The following is a 19,021-nucleotide window of genomic DNA, read 5'->3' on the forward strand; positions in this document are numbered from 1 at the left end:
CCTGCTCGTGGGCGATCAGCACATCCAAAATGTGCCGGGCCTTCTTCAGGTCCTCAATGCCGCCCTTCTTCTCTCCCCTTGCCATCGCCCTGAAGGCGCTGGTTGCAGGGCTGGAGTTTGTCAGTCCTCCTGAGGACGACGCCCATGCGCTGGCGGTGTTCCTGACCGGCAACCTCCGAGGGGTGGTGGAGAAGGTCCGCGCCGCCCGCAACGCTGATGCTGAAGAAGCCGAGCCGGTCACCTGACGGCTGGTCGAATGAACCTCGCGCTCTTCCTCCTCCTCTCCCCTTCAATCGCCCTGAAGCTCACCGAGGCTGTCCTGAAAGACAGCTTTGGCGGGTGGGCAACACCTTTCCAGCCGCCTGCGGCGAATAAGGATCATCGCTGATGAACACCAACGACAACAATTCTCCCGTTTCCCTCTTCCAGTTTCATTCCCACGACATCCGCGTTGTGATGATTGAGGGGGCACCTTGGTTCGTCGCGGCGGATGTGTGCCGGGTGTTGGACCTCGGCTGGGACAAGACAAACAAGTCTTATGCTCCCAGCCGCATTCTCCGCAACACGGTCTCGCCCGATGAAAAGGGTAGCAAACGGATTGCTACCCCCGGAGGCGTGCAGCAAATGCTCTGCATCTCCGAAAGCGGGCTCTACAAGCTCGTCATGCGCTCCGACAAGCCCTCGGCCCGCGCCTTTCAGGATTGGGTGACGCGCGAAGTCCTCCCCTCCATCCGCAAGGACGGCGGCTACATTCACGGCGAGGAGAAGGTCCGAACCGGTGAGATGAGCGAGGAGGAGCTGGTCTTCAAGGCCATGGAGGTGATGGCAGATCAGGGCAGTACCCTGCCGACAACCCTACGCATATCTTCCCTTACATTTCGGTTGGCTGGCAGCAGGTCTCCTGTCTGTGCGCTGTTGCATGGCGCGCATGCTCAGGCTGGCAAGAGCGCGGTGGCCGCGCCGGCACAGTATCTGTCCTCTCCGCCCGCGCGCTCGTTTGCCTTCTGGTGTGTCATTTCCGCTTTTGCGATATGGCCGCCCGCTTCGGCGCCCCTCCGGAACGAGGGGCCGGAAACACGGATGCCCCGGGCCGGGGCCGCGGGGCATCTGGTAGGGCAGGGCGGTTCTGGGCCGCCCTGAGGCTTTGGGGAATGGGGAATCAGCGGCGGAGCTGCTTCAGAAGGGCAACATCCGGGTAGCCATCCGGCAGCAGGCCGGAGCGGGCCTGGAAGTCCTGAATGGCGGTGCGGGTCTTGGTGCCCAGAATGCCGTCCAGAGCGCCAATGTCATAGCCGCGCTGGGTCAGGCGGCCCTGAATTTCCACCCGTTCCGCGCGGGAAAGACCGCGCTCTTCCTTCGGCCAGCTCTGCACGAAGGGGCCACCGCCCCGCAGCCGGTCTGCCAGATGGCCGATGGCCAACGCATAGGCATCCGCCGGATTGTATTGCAGGATGGCGTCAAAGTTCTGGAGCATCAGGAAGGCCGGGCCCTTGGCACCTGCCGGCAGCAGCAGATAGGCCTGATCGCTTCCGCGCGGGAAGCCCTGGCCGTTCGGGCGGGTCACACCCAGCGCCGACCACTGGCCGAGGGACTGCTTGAAGCTGCGATTGGCATAGCGATAGTCAAAGTTCGCAGGCAGCTTCACCTCGTAACCCCAGGTCTTGCCGAGGGTCCAGCCATCCAGCTTCAGATTGTTGGCCGTTGAGCCGATGATGTCGGGAATGGAATTCACCACATCGCGCTTGCCATCGCCGTCAAAGTCCACCGCAAAGCGATGGAAAGAGGTGGGCATGAACTGTGTGGGGCCGAATGCGCCGGCCCATGAGCCCTTCAGATCCTCATAGGGCACGTCCCCGCGCTGGAGAATCTGGAGTGTGGCAATGAATTCCGTGCGGAAATATTCCTGCCGCCGGCCGATGCAGGACAGGGTGGCGGTGGAGGTCAGCACATGGCGGTTGCCGATGCCGGAAGGGTGGCCATAGGAGGATTCGATGCCCCAGATGGCGGCGACGGCGTAGCGGTCCACCCCGAAGACCTTCTCGGCCCGGTCGAAGATGGGCTTGTACTGGGCGAGAATCTCGCGCCCCTTCTTCACCCGGTAATTGCTCACCAGCATGTTCACATAATCACCCACCGGCTTGGAGAATTCCGGCTGGCTTTCCATGAACTCCATGATCTTCATGTCGGGCTGGAGATTGCGCGTATAGCGCTCGAACACCTGGCGCGAGACGCCATTGGCCTGCGCCATCGGCCACAGCGAGGCGATGCACTGCGGGAAATTGGCGCGGGCCTGGGCAATGGCCTGCGGCGTCATCAGCGGATGGCTGCCATTGGCCATGCGGGTGTTGGCGGCGGGCAGGGAGCCGGTGGTCTGGGCCTGCGCATGGGCGGGTGCGATGAACGATGCCGCCGTGAGCGCGAGGGTGGCACACCACATGCCCCTGAACCGTGCGCGCCGTGAAATCGTCTTTGCCATTGCCAAAACCCTGTGTCCGCGTTCCACACTCATGGCCGGTGCGCCGGCCTCTCACATGCCACCATTGAGCCTTCCATATGGTTGCGTGCCGGTTAACGCAGCGCAAGCTTTCACGTGTCCCCTTCACATGCCCCTTCTTCCGCAGGGCGGCGAAATCCGCCGGCTGGGATGTGATATCTGTGCACTTCGGCCCTGCCGGCAGGCTGAAAACCCGGCAATGCCAGAATTTGGCTGGTATTGCGGTTCATGCCTGATCATCATCAGGTGGTTGTGCCCCCTGCGCATTCCATATGCGCGGAGAGCATCTGCGCTGACGTTCGCATTTATGTTGTGGCAGAACAGGACGGACATCTTTCATGCCCAAACCCATTCGCAAGGCGATCCTTCCCGTTGCCGGCCTTGGCACGCGCTTCCTTCCTGCAACCAAGGCTGTGCCGAAGGAGATGCTGCCGGTTGTGGATCGGCCCGTGGTGCAGCATGTGGTGGATGAGGCGCTGGCCGCTGGAATCGAGCACATCGTGTTTGTCACCGGCCGCAACAAGGCGGTGATCGAGGACCATTTCGACCGGCAGTTCGAGCTGGAGCGCACCCTGCAGGAGCGCGGCAAGCAGAAGCTGCTGGAAGAGCTGGGCGATGATACGCCCAAGCCCGGCACCACCTCTTTCACCCGCCAGCAGCTGCCCCTCGGCCTTGGCCATGCGGTGTGGTGCGCGCGCGACATCATCGCCGATGAGCCCTTCGCCCTGCTGCTGCCCGATATGCTGCATTTCGACAATGGCAGCCAGGGCTGTCTGTCCTCCATGGTGGAAGCCTATGAGGAGACGGGCGGCAATGTGGTGTCCGTCTATGAAGTGCCGGATGACCAGACCAACCAGTATGGCATCGTGGGGGTGGAAGACCGCCCCGGCAAGGCACGGCCCATCACGCAGATGGTGGAAAAGCCGGCCCGCGGCACGGCGCCATCTAATCTGGCCATTTCCGGCCGCTACATTCTCCAGCCCTCCATCTTCGACCTGCTGGAGAAGCAGGATCCGGGCGCGGGCGGCGAGATCCAGCTCACCGATGCGATGCTGCGGCTGAATGAGCGCGAGCGCTTCTTCGCTGTGACATTCGAGGGCTCGGTCTATGATTGCGGCTCCAAGATCGGCTTCCTCATGGCGAATGTGGCCTATGCCCTTTCGCGCCCCGATATCGAGCCGGAATTCCGCACCGAGCTGCGCAAGCTGTTCTCGCTGGGCGCGGTGGAGGCGGATTGACCTGCTGCATGACCCGCGCCCCGAAACCGCCGAAGTCTGCCTCCATTCCAGCATGACAGAGGGTGAGTGATGCGGCGTCTTCTTGCAGTTTTCTCGATCGTGCTCGGGCTTGTGCTGGTCCTGCCGGGACTGGCGCAGGCCCATCCCCATGTGTGGGTGGTGATGCGCAGCGCGCTGGTTTACGGGCCGGATGGCAAGCTCACCGGCGTGAAGCAGGAATGGACCTTCGATGAGGCCTTCAGTGCCTTCGCCCTTCAGGGGCTGGCCAGGCAGGCCGATGGCACCTATGGCGATGACGTGCTCAAGCCGCTGGCGGAGGTGAACATCTCCTCGCTGAAGGAATATGAGTATTTCGTCACCGCCAAGAGCGCGACCTCGCGGCTGCGTCTGAAGGACCCGGTGGATTATTATCTCACCTACAAGGACGATGCGCTGACCCTGCATTTCACCCTGCCTCTGGTGAAGCCGCTGCCCGCAAGCTCGCAGGTCTCCATCGATATTTATGACCCCACCTATTTCGTTGCCTTCGAGTTTGCCCCGAAGGATGCCGTCAGGCTGGTGGATGCCCCGGCGGGCTGTACGGAGAAGGTGATTTCCCCGCCCCGCATGGACACCAGCAATCTCTCCGAGGATTTCTTCGAGAATCTCGCGCAATCCAGCGCCTTCAGCGCACAGATTGCAGACAAGATCGTGGTGAACTGCCCATGAGCCTGTCGCGATGAAGCAAGGCCATTCCCGGTTTCGGCCCGCCCGCCTTGCCTTCTGGCCCGGGCGCGCCGCCTCTGCCCTCACCCTGAATTTCCCGCACACGGCCCGCTGGGGTGCCCTGGCCTTGTGGTGTCTTGGGCTGGTGGCGTTCGCCCTGCTGCTGGTTCTCCTGCTGTTTCCTGAAATCGCCCTCGCACAGGGGCTGGGCCAGATGGTCAGGCAACAGGCGCAGGAGCCGCGCACCACCCCCTTCGGCATGGCCGGGCCGGGCGCGCCGGCTGGCGGCATTGGCGGCTATATCATGGCCAGACAGGCGGAATTCTACCGCGCTCTGGTGGGGGCGGTGAAGGCGGCCCGCACGGACGGATCGGCCGCATGGCTGCTGGTGGGGCTCTCATTCGCCTATGGCGTTTTTCATGCCGCCGGCCCCGGCCATGGCAAGGCGGTCATTTCCTCCTATCTGCTGGCGGATGGGGGCACATTGCGGCGCGGCGCCATGCTGGCTCTGGCCTCGGGGCTGATGCAGGCGCTGGTGGCCATCCTGTTCGTGGGGGTGCTGGCCGCGCTGCTGGGGTCGACCGCCGCGTCCATGGCGCAGGCCATGAACATCATCGAGATTGCGGCCTATGGCGGCATAGCCCTGTTCGGCCTTTATCTCACCTTCATGAAGGGGCGCGCCTTCATCGCTGCCGTGCGCGGTGTGCCGGACCATGCCCATGGGGATGATTGCGGCTGCGGAGATGCGCACATGCCCGGCCCGGCCATTGCCGATGGGGACTGGAAACGCGCGGTGGTTGCCGTCGTCTCGGCAGGCGCCCGGCCCTGTTCGGGGGCGATTCTCGTGCTCACCTTCGCGCTGTCGCAGGGGGTGTTCCTTGTCGGCATCCTTTCGGCGCTGGCCATGGGGCTGGGCACGGCGCTGACGGTGACCGGCATCGCCGCCCTTGCCGTTTATGGCAAGCGCCTTGCGGTGCGCCTTGCCGGCAGCGAAGGGCGGGGGGCAAGCATTCTCATGCGTCTGCTGGAAACGCTGGCCGCCATTCTGGTGATGCTGTTCGGCCTGGCCTTGCTGACCGGCTATCTGGAGAGCGAGCGTCTGCTGCCGGGCTAACCGCCCTGCGCCGTGAACTCCGCCTCGGCCTCATAGCCCACGCTGTCACAATCGGCATAGGCCTCGGTCTTGCGGGAGGAGACGATGGCGCGGACCACACCCTTGCGGGTGCCGCACAGGGCCAGAATATCCTGCACCAGCGTTTCCTGCAGATTGTAGTGGCGCTGTTCCAGCAGGGCCTGAATGCCCATGCGCAGGAAATCATAATCCACCGTGGTGTGGATATTGTCGCCCTGCGCCACATGCGCCGGATCGAGAATCAGTCGCACGCTGACGAGAACGCGCTGGCGGCGCGCCTTTTCATGGTGGTGAATGCCGATCGATGCATCGAGCTCCAGATCGCGGAGGGAAATGCTGTGCTGCCGGATCACCATATTTGCCAACTGGTTGATGGGAGGAACCTCCCCACGCCTTGCGTGGTCTGCGTCACAGGGGAATGAAGGCGACATCGCGCCCCGGATTGGTGAGGGATTGTCCGCCATCGATCACGATGGTCTGCCCGGTCATGGCCGGTGTCTCCAGAATGAAATGCACCGCCTGCGCCACCTGCTCCGGCGTGCAGCCCATATGGAGCGGGTTGGCGCGATGGGCCTTTTCGAACTCGGCCACACTCTGCACCCCGCTGGGCAGGGTAATGCCCGGCGCAATGCCGCAGACCCTGACGGCGGGGGCCAGTGCCAGCGCCAGCGTGCCGGTTGCGGAGGCGAGGGCCAGCTTGGCGATGGTGTAGGTGAAATAGTCCGGATTGGGCGCGTTGATCTTGTTGTCGAGCAGATTGATGATGCAGCCGCCCTGCGGACCCATGAGCGCGGCGGCGCGCCGGCTGAGAAAGATGGGGCTGCGCAGGTTCACGGCCATATGGGCATCGAAGCCCTCGACCGTCATGTCCGCCAGCGTGTCATAGCGGAACAGAGAGGCATTGTTGATGACCGCGCACAGGCGGCTGCCACAGGCATGGGCCGCGCTGCCGGCCTGTTCGGCAAGCTGTTCGGCGGCATCGCGCTGTTCCAGATCCGCCTGCACCGCGTCGGCCATCCAGCCCTCGGCGCGGATCTTCTCCACCAGCGCCAGAGCGGAGGCGTGGGAGAGATTGTAATGCACCACCACATGCCATCCGGCGCGGGCGAGGCTGAGGGCCAGCACGCGGCCGATACGCTCCGCGCCGCCGGTGATGAGAACCGAGCGTCTCTCCACTCCGGGTTTGTCGTCCTGCCTCAACGGGTCCGGTCCTCATGTCTGGAAGAAGAGGTGGCTTGGTGAAGAAAGGGCGGTAACCGCAGGGTTTCAGCCTCCAGCGTCAGTCTGCGCCAGGGCTGTCCGCGCCTGTCCGCATGATGTGTCTTACCGCCCCGCCAGATGGCTCACAAGCCTGGATTTCCCCGCCATCCGGCGCATCCGGCGGGGGAGAGGAGGCAGGCCGCGCGTCCTCTGGTGCGGTTATATGTCGCATATTGCAGATGCTCGCGGGGCGGCGAAGAAATCCGGCAAAAGCGCGAGCAGCCTTGCTGTCATCGCATTTTCTCCCCATAACTCCCACCCATCTCAGCAGGCGCGCGGGCGCACGGTCCGCAGCCTCAAGCTTCAGGCGCATGCGTGCGCCGGTTCGGACCGTGATGCGGTTTTCCACATCAGGCCGGGCGCAGCATCAGGACGGGACCATCGTGAAGGTTTTCAAGGGCTTTGTGGCCGTGCTCGCTCTGGGCGTGCTGAGCCTTGGTTCTGCAGTCGCGCAAAATGAGGGGGTGGCCGCCACCTCCCCGTTCGCGCCGGTTCCCTCCGGGCCTTCCGTTTTCGCGCCGCCACCGGCTGCCGCCACGGCGCCGGCTACAGCGCCGCAGACGCCTGCCGCTCCGGCGGCAGCATCTGCAGCTTCCAGCGCCACATCCTCCCCCGTGGCTCCGGCCGCGGCCTCTTCGGCTCCGGCCGCGACGCCTGCCGCGCCGGCCCCGGTTGCCGCCGCCTCTGAAAAGGCCGCCCCCGCCGCGGCATCAACAGGTCGGCGCGCCTATAATTCCGTCAATGTGAATGAGCGCTATGTGGCGCTCACCTTTGATGACGGCCCCAACCCCGAAACCACCAACAAGCTGCTGGACATGCTGAAGGCGCGCGGTGTGAAGGCCACCTTCTTCGTGCTCGGCTCGCGCGCCAGCCAGCATCCGGCGATCTTGCGCCGCATGATCGCGGAAGGTCATGAGGTGGCGAACCATTCCTGGAATCACCCCCAGCTTCCCAAGATTTCGCGCGCCGCTGTCGACAAGCAGATCGGTGATACGAACGCCGCCATCGAGCGCGCCACGGGCCAGCGCCCGCGTTACATTCGCCCGCCCTATGGCGCGATGACGCCAGCCTTGCGCAGCCATATCGAGAAGACCCACGACCTCACCTTCATCTACTGGTCGGTCGATCCGCTGGACTGGAAGAATCGCAACGCCAACACCGTGCGGGAGCGGGTTCTGGCCAAGGTGCAGCCGGGCAGCATCATTCTGATGCATGATATCCACCCCACAACGGTTGCCGCCGTGCCCCAGCTCCTCGATACAATGATCGCGCGCGGCTACAAGTTCGCCACGACCTCGGAGCTTCTGGCCATGGATCGTCCCGGCGCACGGGTTGCCGAGGCGCAGCCCGCAACCGCCCGTGCCACCCCCCCGCGCCAGAAGCCCAAAAAGCGTGATCCGCATCATCACGCCCCCGCCGGCAGCGGCATCGGCCTCTACTGAACAGGCTGCCCCGCACACCGTGACCTTGCCGGGCTTGACTTCAGGGCAGGCCCGGTGTCACTGCGCACCGCGAATTTCATATGGAGCCGCCTCATGAGCGATGATGCCCGTCCCGGGTCGCAGACCGCCTTTGTTTTTCCCGGACAGGGGAGCCAGGCTGTCGGCATGGGCAAGACCCTCGCGGACAGTTTCCCGGTCGCGAAAGCGGTGTTCGATGAGGTGGATGCCGCCCTTGGCGAGAATCTCACCCGGGTCATGTGGGAAGGCCCGGCCGAGGAGCTGACCCTCACCGCCAATGCCCAGCCGGCTCTCATGGCCGTGTCTCTGGCCGCCATGCGCGTGCTGGAGAGCGAGGCGGGGGTTGACCTGTCCCGCGATGCGGCCTTTGTCGCCGGTCATTCGCTGGGCGAATATTCCGCGCTGGCGGCCGCCGGCTCGCTTTCCGTGGCCGATGCCGCGCGCCTGCTGCGCATTCGCGGCCGCGCCATGCAGGAAGCCGTGCCGGTGGGCGAGGGCGCGATGGCCGCCCTGCTGGGGCTGGATTATGACCAGGCCGTGGCTGTCGCCGCCGAAGCCTCCCAGGGGGAGGTGTGCGAAGCGGCCAATGACAATGCGCCGGGGCAGGTGGTCGTCTCCGGTTCGCGCGCGGCGGTCGAGCGCGCGATCGAGATCGCCAAGGAGAAGGGGGCCATGAAGGCCATTCTCCTGCCCGTGTCCGCCCCCTTCCATTGCCGCCTGATGACCCCCGCCGCCAATGCCATGGCCCGGGCGCTGGCCGAGATCGAGGTGAAGGCGCCGGTGGTGCCGCTGGTGGCCAATGTGCGCGCCGCCCCGGTGACCGATGCTGCCGAAATCACCCGCCTTCTGGTGGAACAGGTGACGGATACGGTGCGCTGGCGCGAGAGCCTCATCTATATGTCTGCCGCCGGGGTGAACCGCTTTGTGGAAGTGGGCGCCGGCAAGGTGCTTTCCGGCCTTGTGCGGCGCATTGACCGCAAGCTGGGCGTTGCCAATGTGGGGACGGCGGAAGATGTCGCCGCCTTCATTGCCGCGCACCGGAACGGCTGAAAAATGCCGGCGCCGGCAGGAGTTCTTGCTCTAGTTCTTGCTCTTGCCGCGCGCTGAAGGCAGAACATGGCCGAACGAGTCTGCATGGTGCGGGCGGGACAGGCCAATATCTCGAAGCCAGTTGCCCGAAACCGGTGAGCTGGACAGGAACTGGGAGTTTTCATGTTTGATCTGACCGGCAAGACCGCCCTTGTCACCGGCGCGACCGGCGGCATTGGCGGGGCTGTTGCCCGCGCCCTGCATGCGCGTGGCGCCCATGTGGCCATCTCCGGTACCCGCCGTGAAGCGCTGGACGCGCTGGCAGGCGAGCTGGGCGGGGATCGCGTGGTGGTTCTGCCCTGCAATCTCTCCTCCATGGAAGAGGTGGAGAATCTCGTGCCTTCCGCCGAGGAGGCGCTGGGCGGGCATATCGATATTCTGGTCAACAATGCGGGAATCACCCGCGACAACATCTTCATGCGTCTGACGGACGAGGCGTGGGATGATGTCATCAAGGTGAATCTCACCGCTGTTTTCCGCCTCACGCGGGCCGCCGTGCGCACCATGATGCGCCGTCGCTCGGGCCGCATCATTTCCATCACGTCGATTGTCGGCGTCACCGGCAATGCCGGGCAGGGCAATTATGCCGCCGCCAAGGCGGGCATGATCGGCATGTCCAAGTCCCTGGCGCAGGAAGTGGCCTCGCGCGGGGTGACGGTGAACTGTGTCGCACCCGGCTTCATCGCCACGCCGATGACCGATGCGCTCAATGACAAGCAGCGTGAATCCATTCTGAAGGCTGTGCCGGCGGCAAAGCTTGGCAAGCCTGAGGACATCGCCGCCGCTTGTGTTTATCTGGCATCTGATGAAGCCTCTTACGTGACGGGCCAGACCCTGCACGTGAATGGCGGCATGGCGATGATCTGAGCTTGACCGTTTCTTTTGACCCGCTTTCCTATTGCGCGCTTTGCTGGTCATGCGGCTATGAGTATGGTAACGAGCCGCCTGACCAGTCTGGAATCGGTGTGTGATCCGGAATGCCGGGCCAGCCGGTGGAAAACGAAGAAAAGGTTTCTTCCCTTAGGGAGGGGCTGAGTTTTCCCCGGAAAATGGCCTCTGGGATGCGGTGTGAACAAGAATACGGACGTGGGACTGGCCTCTGGGGGCTGGGCAGAGCGCCAAAAAGGTTTTATGCCCACCTTGGAACGCCGGATGGCAACGGAATTATCCGATTATAACGAGGGTTGTATCGATGAGTGACATCGCCGAGCGCGTGAAGAAGATTGTCGCGGAGCATCTGGGTGTGGAGCCTGAGAAGGTCACTGACGCCGCCTCCTTTATCGACGATCTCGGCGCGGACAGCCTCGACACCGTCGAACTCGTGATGGCTTTCGAGGAAGCCTTCAACTGCGAGATCCCGGACGATGCGGCCGAGACCATCCTGACGGTGGGCGACGCAATCAAGTTCCTGGAAAAGAATGCGGCTTGAGCCTGACGCCTGACGAAACAACGGTCGCGTGGCACCACATGCCCGCGACCGTTGTCGCTAAAGGGCCCGATGTCCTTCCCGTGGCGCAAGAATCCGCCGGCGGCATGACGGGTCACGCCTTCCTGATCGCTTGCCGGAGTTTTAAGTCATGAGACGTGTCGTCGTCACCGGTCTCGGAATGGTGACCCCCCTCGGATGCGGGGTCGAGACCAGCTGGCGCCGGCTTCTGGCCGGTGAGAGTGGTGTCAAGAACATCACTGAGTTTGATGTCTCCGACCTTGCCTGCAAGGTTGGCGCGCATATTCCGCGCGGCGACGGCACCGATGGCACCTATAATCCGGATGACTGGATGGAGCCGAAGGAGCAACGCAAGGTCGATGAATTCATCGTCTATGCCATGGCTGCGGCTGCGCAGGCGCTGGATGACGCCAACTGGCACCCCACCAGCTATGAGGACCAGATCGCCAGCGGCGTTCTGATTGGTTCCGGCATTGGTGGCATCGAGGGAATCGCGGATTCGGCCTTTGTGCTGAAGGAGCGCGGCCCGCGTCGTATTTCTCCCTTCTTCATTCCCGGACGCCTGATCAATCTGGCGGGCGGCTATGTGTCCATCCAGCACGGTCTCAAGGGGCCGAACCATGCGGTGGTCACGGCCTGCTCCACGGGTGCGCACGCCATTGGCGATGCGGGCCGCCTGATCGCGCTCGGTGATGCGGATGTGATGGTTGCGGGGGGCACCGAATCGCCCCTCAACCGCCTGGCCATTGCCGGCTTTGCCGCCTGCAAGGCGCTGTGCACCGCCTTCAATGACGAGCCCACCCGCGCCTCGCGCCCCTATGATCGTGACCGTGACGGTTTCGTGATGGGTGAGGGGGCCGGTGTCGTGGTTCTGGAAGAGCTGGAGCACGCCAAGGCCCGTGGCGCGAAAATCTATGGCGAACTGGTGGGTTATGGCCTTTCGGGCGATGCCTATCACATCACTGCCCCGTCTCCGGATGGAGATGGCGCCTATCGTTGCATGATGGCAGCGCTGAAGCGGGCGAATCTCTCCCCCGGCGATATCGATTACATCAATGCCCATGGCACCTCGACCATGGCGGACGAGATCGAGCTGAAGGCCGTGGAGCGGGTGCTTGGCAATTCTGCCGCCAACACCTCCATGTCCTCCACCAAGTCGTCGATAGGCCATCTTCTTGGCGCGGCCGGCGCTGTCGAGGCGATCTTCTCGATTCTGGCGATCCGGGACCAGATCGCTCCGGCGACACTCAATCTGGAGAATCCTTCGGTGGATACACCGCTGGATCTGGTTCCGCAGAAGCCGCGGGAGCGACAGATCGATACGGTGCTGTCCAATTCCTTCGGGTTCGGCGGCACCAATGCGTCGCTGATTTTCCGGCGTTATACGGCTTGATGAACGGCGGGATTTTCCCGCCGTTTCCCTCAAGCCTGCCGCAATGGGCGGCTAACCAGCCCTACACACAGTATGGTGGGAGGCCCTGAGATGGCGACACCCGAGAACAGCCCTTCCGGCACGGACCCAGCCCGCACAACGCCTGCGGACCCTGCCGAAGGACATGCCCCGGTTGATTCGGATGCCGCGGAACAGGTGAACGAAACCGCAGAGACGGAAGTGCCGCCCAGGCGGCGCAAGCGGCCTTCGCGCGCCGCCCGCCACCCGGCTGTGGCCATTGGCAGTGGCATCTTCACATTTCTTCTTCTGGTGATGGTTGGCGGCGGAATGGGTGCCTGGTATGCCCAGCGCGCCTTCAATGCGCCCGGTCCTCTCAAGACCGAGAAGGTCGTGGAAATTCCCCGCGGCTATGGCGTGCGGGATATGGCCGAACTGCTTGAGAATGAAGGCGTCATCAATAACTGGGCGGTGTTCGTCGCCGGCCAGAAGCTGGGGCGCAGCAACGCGAATCTCAAGGCCGGTGAATATCTTTTCAAGCCGGGCCAATCGGTGGCCAGTGTCATCGACACCATCGATTCCGGCAAGGTCGTCCTGCACCAGATCACCATTCCCGAGGGCCTGACGAGCGAGCAGGTCGTTGCGCGGCTGATGGATAATGATCTGCTCACCGGGCAGCCCTCCGTACCGCGTGAAGGGACCCTTCTGCCGGAGACCTATCGCATCAATCGCGGCATGTCGCGCGAGGCCCTGCTGAAGGAAATGGCGCAGGCGCAGCAGAAGGTCGTGAAAGCGGCGTGGGAGAAGCGGCAGAGCGGCCTGCCTTTGCGCAGCCAGCAGGATCTGGTCACCCTGGCATCCATCGTGGAGAAGGAAACCGGGCAGGCTTCCGAGCGCCCGCAGGTGGCTGCCGTGTTCATCAACCGCTTGAACAAGGGCATGCGCCTGCAGTCTGATCCCACCATCATCTATGGTATCGTGGGGGGCAAGGGCAGCCTTGGCCGGCCGATTTCCCGCACCGACATTTCCACGCCGACGGCTTACAATACCTATGCCATCAATGGTCTGCCCCCGGGGCCGATCAGCAATCCGGGACGTGAGGCTCTGGAGGCTGTCGCCAACCCGGCCAAGACATCGGCGCTCTTCTTCGTGGCAGATGGCACGGGCGGGCATGCCTTTGCGGAGACGCTGGCCGAGCATAACCGCAATGTCGCCCGCTGGCGCTCCATAGAGGCTGCGCGCAAGGATGGGGCGGGCCAGCCGAATTCCGAAAACTGAGGAGGCGGGCAGCGTTTCTGCCTGTAGACCTGCATGAATGCGCCTGCGACTACGACGAGCACGCCGGCCACAGTGCTGGGCAGCATGACAGCCTTTGCCCGGGTTGCGGGCACGGCTGGCAACTGGTCTTTCACCTGGGAATTGCGCTCGGTGAACGGGAAGGGGCTGGATCTGCGCCTGCGCTTGCCGGTGGGTTTCGATGATCTGGAGCCGGAGGTGCGCAAGCGCGCGGCCAAGGTTCTCTCCCGCGGTTCCGTCACCGCCACGCTCACCGCCACCCGGCAGGGGGAGCAGATGGTGGCGCGGGTCAATGAAAATGCGCTGGCCTCTCTGCTTCAGGCCGTGCAGGTCACGGCGCAGAATCTCGGCACCGCTGTTCCCACCATCGATACGCTGCTGACCATCAAGGGCATTGTGGATGTGTCCGAGGTGCGCGAGAGCGAATCAGACCGGCTGCGCCTCGTGCAGGTGTTCCTTGAGGCGTTTGATGAAGCGCTGAAGGATCTGCATGCCATGCGTGCCCGCGAGGGGGCGGCGCTGGGCAGCGTGCTGCGGGAACGCCTTGAGGCGATGACCGATCTGCTCAAATCCGCCGAGGAACTGCGCGAGCGTGGTGTCGAAACCATCAAGGCGCGTCTGGCGGCGCAGGTGAAGATGCTGATGGATACGGCCGCCCAGCTCGATCCGATCCGCCTGCACCAGGAAGCCGTTCTGGCCGCCACCCGCGCCGATGTACGCGAGGAGCTGGACCGTCTGGATGCGCATGTTTCCGCAGCGCAGGAGCTGCTGACCACGGGCGGGCCCGTTGGCCGCAAGCTTGATTTTCTGGCGCAGGAGTTTCACCGCGAGGCGAATACGCTGTGCTCCAAGTCCAATGCCGTGTCTCTGACCAAGCTGGGGCTCAACCTGAAAGTGCTGGTGGACCAGTTTCGCGAGCAGGTTCAAAATATTGAGTGAAGTACTGATCCCATGACCTCTTCCTCGTCCGCCTCCAGCACCTCCCCTGCCGCCTCATCCGTGCCCGGCCAGCTCACGCGCCGTGGCCTGATGCTGGTCCTGTCCTCGCCCTCTGGTGCGGGCAAGACCACATTGTCGCGCCGCCTGCTGGCGCATGATGGCGATATCACCATGTCCGTCTCCGTGACGACGCGCCCGCCCCGCCCGGGTGAGGTGCATGGGCAGGACTATTTCTTCACGGATGTGCCGACCTTCACGCGCATGCGGGATGCGGGTGAGCTGCTGGAGCATGCCACCGTATTCAGCAACATGTATGGAACCCCGCGCGGCGCGGTGGAGAAGGCGCTCTCGCAGGGCAAGGATGTGCTGTTCGACATTGACTGGCAGGGCACCCAGCAGCTCAGCGAGAATGCGGCGCAGGATCTGGTGAAGGTGTTCATTCTGCCGCCCAGCGCCGAGGATCTTGAAAAGCGCCTGCGCACCCGCGCGCAGGACACGGATGAGGTGGTGCGCCAGCGCATGGCCGAGGCCTCGGACGAGATCAGCCACTATTTTGAGTATGACTATATCATCGTGAACCATGAGGTGGAGGATAGCCTCGCCCGCCTTCAGGCCATTCTGGCTGCGGAGCGGCAGAAGCGGGAGCGGGTGACGGGGCTGGCGCAGTTCGTCAATGCCCTCCGCGCCGCGCTCTAGGCCGCGCCGGGCGCTTCCGGGCGCACGAAAAGCGGTTGGACGCAGGGTGCGTGTCGCAAGTCTGCCAGAATGATGGTATAGAGAAGCTGCATGAAACAGCTTCTCAACATGTTCGGTGGCATTGCAGGACTTGCTGTTGCGGGTCTTGTGGGGCTGGCGCTTTTCACCATCGTTGGCGGTCTCCTGATCGTGGGCGGTGTGGTGATCATGGCTCTGCTGGTGGGTGGAGGCATTTATGCGCTGGTCACGGGCCGTGGGCCATCCAGCATGCAGTGGGGGCGCCGGGGCGGTGTCACCGTGTTCGACCTGCGCACCGGGCGGCCCTTCGATGATGGGCCGGCGGAGAGCGAGATGATCGATATCACGCCTCCCAAATCCCCGAAGAGGACTGGACCGGATCAGGTCTGATCGCGCCCCGGAATTTCACAACAGTTTTCCGCGCCTGAAAGCGCCGTCATGCCGGGAGAAATTCCGGCAGGCTGGCGCATGCCTGCTTCCATGAGGGCGGTGCGCCCGTATCCCGCCAGACATGAAAAAGCCGGCGAGATGATCGCCGGCTTTTTGCTTCAGATCCCGCTCCGCATCAGATGCTGGAGGGATAGTTCGGGCTCTCGCGCGTGATGATCACATCATGCACATGGCTCTCGCGCAGGCCGGCGGCGGAGATGCGCACGAACTGGGCCTTGTTGCGGAACTCCTCAAGATTCGCCCCGCCCACATAGCCCATGGCGGCGCGCAGGCCACCGGCCAGCTGGTGGAGAACAGCGCCAACCGGCCCCTTATAGGCCACCTGGCCCTCCACGCCTTCCGGCACCAGCTTCAGCGTGTCACGCACTTCCGCCTGGAAGTAGCGGTCTGCCGAGCCACGGGCCATGGCGCCCACCGAGCCCATGCCGCGATAGGCCTTGTAGGAACGGCCCTGATAGAGGAACACCTCGCCGGGGCTTTCCTCGGTGCCGGCCAGCAGCGAGCCGACCATGACGGCGGAAGCGCCGGCGGCCAGCGCCTTGGCCACATCACCGGAATATTTGATGCCGCCATCGGCGATGATCGGCGTGCCGGTATCAGCCGCAGCCTCCACAGCGTCCATCACGGCGGTGAGCTGGGGCACGCCCACGCCGGCCACGATGCGGGTGGTGCAGATGGAGCCCGGGCCAATGCCGACCTTCACGGCATCGGCGCCGGCATCGATCAGCGCGCGGGTGCCATCATAGGTGGCGACATTGCCGGCCAGAATCTGCGTGGCGGGAGAGAGCGCCTTGATGCGCCGCACCTGTTCGAGAACCTTGGAGGAGTGGCCGTGGGCGGTATCCACCACCAGCAGGTCCACCCCGGCCTCGATCAGCTTCTCGGCGCGGGTGAAGCCATCCTCGCCCACCGTGGTGGCCGCGGCGACACGCAGGCGGCCATGCTCATCCTTGGCGGCATTGGGGTAGGCCACGGCCTTTTCCATGTCCTTCACGGTGATGAGGCCGACACAGCGCTCCGCCTCATCCACCACCAGCAGCTTTTCGATGCGATACTGGTGCAGCAGGCGCTGGGCATCTTCCTGGCTGACCTGCCCCTTGCGCACGGTGATGAGCTTGTCGCGGGTCATCAGCTCGGACACGCGCTGGGCGGGGTTATGGGCAAAGCGCACATCGCGGTTGGTGAGAATGCCCACCAGCTTGCCGGCCACACCGCCCGCGCCACGTTCCACCACCGGAATGCCGGAGATGCCATGTTCCTTCATCACGGCCAGCGCTTCGGAGAGGGTATTGTCCGGGAAGATGGTGACCGGGTTCACCACCATGCCGGATTCATACTTCTTCACCTGGCGCACATGCTCGGCCTGCTCTTCCAGCGAGAGATTGCGATGGATGACGCCGATGCCGCCGGCCTGCGCCATGGCAATGGCAAGGCGCGCCTCGGTCACCGTATCCATGGCGGCGGAGATGATGGGCAGGTTAAGAGTGATGGTGCGGGTGAGGCGGGTTCCCAGCTCCACCTGGCCGGGCATCACATCGGAGGGGCCGGGCTGAAGCAGGACATCGTCGAAGGTCAGGCCTTCACGGAAAGGGGTGCGCGCCGAGGTGGAGGACGAGGAATTCGGGGCAGTCATTGCCAACTCCTGATAGCCCCGGAAAGGGGCGCGGAACTGAAGACGGAACGGGCCGTGGCATCTCACACCCCGCTTCGAGTTGGCAGTGGCAGTTACCATGTCTAAGCGACGAAAAGAAGACCTCTTCCACGCTCTTTTCACGCGCATCGGCCATGCGCGGGGCACATGTGCCCGCCGGTGGCGGGGCAAGGCCGGTGGTGTGTGGCAAAACCTTACCGGCTGATGCGGATGAGCGTGTTGCCCGCCCCGTGATTCTGCACCAGCGCGAAGAGCTTCTCGGCATTGGAGGGGCTCAGACGCACACAGCCATGCGAGGCGGTGCGCCCGAGCTGGCCGATGGCATTGCTGCCATGAATGGCATATCCGCCCCGGAAGAAGATGGAGTAGGGCATGGGGGAATTATAGTATTTGCGGGAAAAATAGGTGCGGTGCATGCGCTGGGGGCGGTAGGTGCCGGTGGGGGTGACGAAACCCTTGCGGCCTGTGGAGACAGGCCAGCTGTAGCGCTGCACGCCGTTCACCTTCACGATCATGCGCTGGCGGGTGAGATCCACCTGCGCCACCACAGCGGCCGCCTGCGCCCCCGCGGGCATGAGGACCGGCAGGAAAAGGGCCGCCATGACGGCTGCCAGAAGCGCCAGCCTGCAGGCAAGGCCATGCCCCGGCTTGAAGAAATGTGCGCCGCCCATGGTGTCCGCATGCATGGCCCATGCCTCCCCGTTCCGCCTGCCCTGAGGGCACTATGCCATGGCGGCCGGGGGGGACAAGCCGCAATTCATGAAACATTTACGATGCACAGCCCCATTGCGGGGCTGGTGCCCCGGGCATGTCTGGCCTACCAATCAAGGCGGGGGCCGGAGGGTGCCGCTTTGCCGCAAGCAGGCCGCATCCCCGGATAGAAATAGGGAAGCAGAGGAGCGTCATGTCCATTCAGGCACCTGTCCGCCGTATTACGGCGCCGCAGATCCGGGCCCGCAAGGGCGGTGATCCGATTGTATCGCTAACCTCCTATCACGCGCATACCGCCCGGCTGATGGATGACCATGTCGATTTCATCCTTGTGGGTGACAGCCTGGGCATGGTGATGCACGGCATGGAGAGCACCGTGCCGGTCACGGTCGACATGATGGTCATGCATGGCCGCGCGGTGATGCGCGGCACGCGCCGGGCTCTGGTGGTGGTGGATCTGCCATTCGGCTCCTATGAGGGCAGCCCGCTGGAGGCTTTCCACACCGCCAGCCGGATCCTGAAGGAAACCGGAGCCGGGGCGGTGAAGCTGGAAGGCGGCAAGCACATGGCCGAGACCGTGCGCTTTCTGGTGGATCGCGGCGTGCCGGTCATGGGCCATGTGGGCATGACCCCGCAGGCCATCAACACGCTGGGCTCCTTCAAGGCGCGCGGACGTGACGAGGGCGAGGCCGATCTCATTCTGGAGGATGCCTGCGCCATTGCAGAAGCGGGGGCCTTCGCCCTGGTGGTGGAGGCGGTGGCCGAATCCCTGGCTGATCGCATCACCCAGGAAGTGGCGATCCCCACCATCGGCATCGGCGGTTCTGTCCGGTGCGATGGCCAGATTCTGGTTCTGGAAGACATGCTGGGGCTGAGCGAGCGCGTGCCCAAATTCGTCCGCAAGTTCGCGGATCTGGGTGAGCAGATCGAGGAAGCCGTGGTTGCCTATGCCGATGAGGTGCGCCAGCGCACTTTCCCGGGGCCGGAGAATGTCTATGGCGCTCCGGCGCAGAAGCCGGCGGAATGATCCATTCCTGCTGAACAT

Annotated in this window: 19 protein-coding genes and 1 pseudogene; 15 read left to right on the plus strand and 5 right to left on the minus strand. The window is 64.0% G+C overall.

All coding sequences use genetic code 11. The features are described 5' to 3' along the window. Positions 1–56 precede the first annotated feature (56 nt). Together ACT6QG_RS07905 and ACT6QG_RS07910 are read left to right on the plus strand one after the other, a co-directional pair. Positions 57–245 carry a hypothetical protein gene (locus ACT6QG_RS07905; protein WP_444977032.1) on the plus strand — a complete coding sequence of 63 codons (189 nt, stop codon included), beginning with the start codon at positions 57–59 and terminating at the stop codon, positions 243–245. 211 nt (positions 246–456) lie between these two features. Then, a pseudogene (locus tag ACT6QG_RS07910) lies at positions 457–801 on the plus strand (BRO-N domain-containing protein); the annotation flags it as partial. Positions 802–1,159: 358 nt separating this feature from the next. Here ACT6QG_RS07910 and ACT6QG_RS07915 read toward each other — a convergent pair. After that, entirely contained in the window at positions 1,160–2,437 is a 1,278-nt protein-coding gene (locus ACT6QG_RS07915) for a lytic murein transglycosylase (protein WP_444977033.1), read from the minus strand. Positions 2,438–2,832: 395 nt separating this feature from the next. On the opposite strand from ACT6QG_RS07915, the gene galU reads away from it, so the two are divergent. The 3 genes from galU (at position 2,833) to ACT6QG_RS07930 (ending at position 5,551) form a co-directional block, all read left to right on the plus strand. Continuing rightward, positions 2,833–3,732: a UTP--glucose-1-phosphate uridylyltransferase GalU gene (gene galU / locus ACT6QG_RS07920; protein ID WP_444977034.1), complete on the plus strand. Its 900-nt coding sequence runs from the start codon at positions 2,833–2,835 to the stop codon at positions 3,730–3,732. 69 nt (positions 3,733–3,801) lie between these two features. Beyond that, positions 3,802–4,440: a DUF1007 family protein gene (locus tag ACT6QG_RS07925; protein WP_444977035.1), complete on the plus strand. Its 639-nt coding sequence runs from the start codon at positions 3,802–3,804 to the stop codon at positions 4,438–4,440. A 10-nt stretch (positions 4,441–4,450) separates the two neighbouring features. Continuing rightward, positions 4,451–5,551, plus strand: a complete 1,101-nt coding sequence (locus tag ACT6QG_RS07930) for a nickel/cobalt transporter (RefSeq protein ID WP_444977036.1) — start codon at positions 4,451–4,453, stop codon at positions 5,549–5,551. On the opposite strand, the gene ACT6QG_RS07935 is transcribed toward ACT6QG_RS07930, so the two are convergent. Then, positions 5,548–5,925: a dihydroneopterin aldolase gene (locus ACT6QG_RS07935; RefSeq protein ID WP_444977037.1), complete on the minus strand. Its 378-nt coding sequence runs from the start codon at positions 5,923–5,925 to the stop codon at positions 5,548–5,550. The two genes, ACT6QG_RS07930 and ACT6QG_RS07935, sit on opposite strands and share 4 nt — an antisense overlap. A 52-nt stretch (positions 5,926–5,977) precedes the next feature. After that, a complete protein-coding gene (locus ACT6QG_RS07940; RefSeq protein ID WP_444977038.1) occupies positions 5,978–6,745 on the minus strand; it encodes an SDR family oxidoreductase in 768 nt (255 codons plus the stop codon). A 467-nt stretch (positions 6,746–7,212) separates the two neighbouring features. On the opposite strand from ACT6QG_RS07940, the gene ACT6QG_RS07945 reads away from it, so the two are divergent. From ACT6QG_RS07945 to ACT6QG_RS07985, 9 genes are all read left to right on the plus strand, one after another. After that, complete coding sequence (locus ACT6QG_RS07945; protein WP_444977039.1) at positions 7,213–8,271, plus strand: polysaccharide deacetylase family protein; 1,059 nt, start codon at positions 7,213–7,215, stop codon at positions 8,269–8,271. Between the two features lie 93 nt (positions 8,272–8,364). Then, the gene (gene fabD, locus ACT6QG_RS07950; protein WP_444977040.1) at positions 8,365–9,339 is read left to right on the plus strand and encodes an ACP S-malonyltransferase; all 975 of its coding nucleotides are present in this window, start codon (positions 8,365–8,367) and stop codon (positions 9,337–9,339) included. A gap of 162 nt (positions 9,340–9,501) precedes the next feature. Continuing rightward, positions 9,502–10,245 carry a 3-oxoacyl-[acyl-carrier-protein] reductase gene (gene fabG / locus ACT6QG_RS07955; protein ID WP_444977041.1) on the plus strand — a complete coding sequence of 248 codons (744 nt, stop codon included), beginning with the start codon at positions 9,502–9,504 and terminating at the stop codon, positions 10,243–10,245. A 325-nt stretch (positions 10,246–10,570) separates the two neighbouring features. Next, the gene (locus tag ACT6QG_RS07960) at positions 10,571–10,807 is read left to right on the plus strand and encodes an acyl carrier protein (RefSeq protein WP_238121842.1); all 237 of its coding nucleotides are present in this window, start codon (positions 10,571–10,573) and stop codon (positions 10,805–10,807) included. Between the two features lie 148 nt (positions 10,808–10,955). Next, positions 10,956–12,218: a beta-ketoacyl-ACP synthase II gene (gene fabF, locus ACT6QG_RS07965; protein WP_444977042.1), complete on the plus strand. Its 1,263-nt coding sequence runs from the start codon at positions 10,956–10,958 to the stop codon at positions 12,216–12,218. A gap of 90 nt (positions 12,219–12,308) precedes the next feature. Further along, a complete protein-coding gene (mltG, locus tag ACT6QG_RS07970) occupies positions 12,309–13,493 on the plus strand; it encodes an endolytic transglycosylase MltG (RefSeq protein ID WP_444977043.1) in 1,185 nt (394 codons plus the stop codon). 84 nt (positions 13,494–13,577) lie between these two features. After that, positions 13,578–14,450, plus strand: coding sequence for a YicC/YloC family endoribonuclease (locus ACT6QG_RS07975; protein WP_444977044.1), 873 nt, complete (start codon positions 13,578–13,580; stop codon positions 14,448–14,450). 90 nt (positions 14,451–14,540) lie between these two features. Beyond that, positions 14,541–15,146 carry a guanylate kinase gene (gene gmk, locus ACT6QG_RS07980; protein WP_444977422.1) on the plus strand — a complete coding sequence of 202 codons (606 nt, stop codon included), beginning with the start codon at positions 14,541–14,543 and terminating at the stop codon, positions 15,144–15,146. A gap of 90 nt (positions 15,147–15,236) precedes the next feature. Then, positions 15,237–15,554 (plus strand): hypothetical protein, encoded by a 318-nt coding sequence (locus ACT6QG_RS07985; protein WP_444977045.1) that lies wholly within the window; start codon positions 15,237–15,239, stop codon positions 15,552–15,554. 175 nt (positions 15,555–15,729) lie between these two features. Here ACT6QG_RS07985 and guaB read toward each other — a convergent pair whose 3' ends face one another. Both guaB and ACT6QG_RS07995 read right to left on the minus strand, forming a co-directional pair. Next, positions 15,730–17,247: an IMP dehydrogenase gene (guaB, locus tag ACT6QG_RS07990; RefSeq protein WP_444977046.1), complete on the minus strand. Its 1,518-nt coding sequence runs from the start codon at positions 17,245–17,247 to the stop codon at positions 15,730–15,732. Between the two features lie 212 nt (positions 17,248–17,459). After that, complete coding sequence (locus ACT6QG_RS07995) at positions 17,460–17,951, minus strand: L,D-transpeptidase (protein ID WP_444977047.1); 492 nt, start codon at positions 17,949–17,951, stop codon at positions 17,460–17,462. 218 nt (positions 17,952–18,169) lie between these two features. Between ACT6QG_RS07995 and panB the strand changes: the two genes are divergently transcribed. Continuing rightward, on the plus strand, positions 18,170–19,003 hold the full coding sequence (gene panB, locus ACT6QG_RS08000) for a 3-methyl-2-oxobutanoate hydroxymethyltransferase (RefSeq protein ID WP_444977048.1): 834 nt from the start codon (positions 18,170–18,172) through the stop codon (positions 19,001–19,003). Positions 19,004–19,021: the final 18 nt, after the last annotated feature.

This window comes from Haloleucobacter ellipsoideus (genome assembly GCF_052491725.1).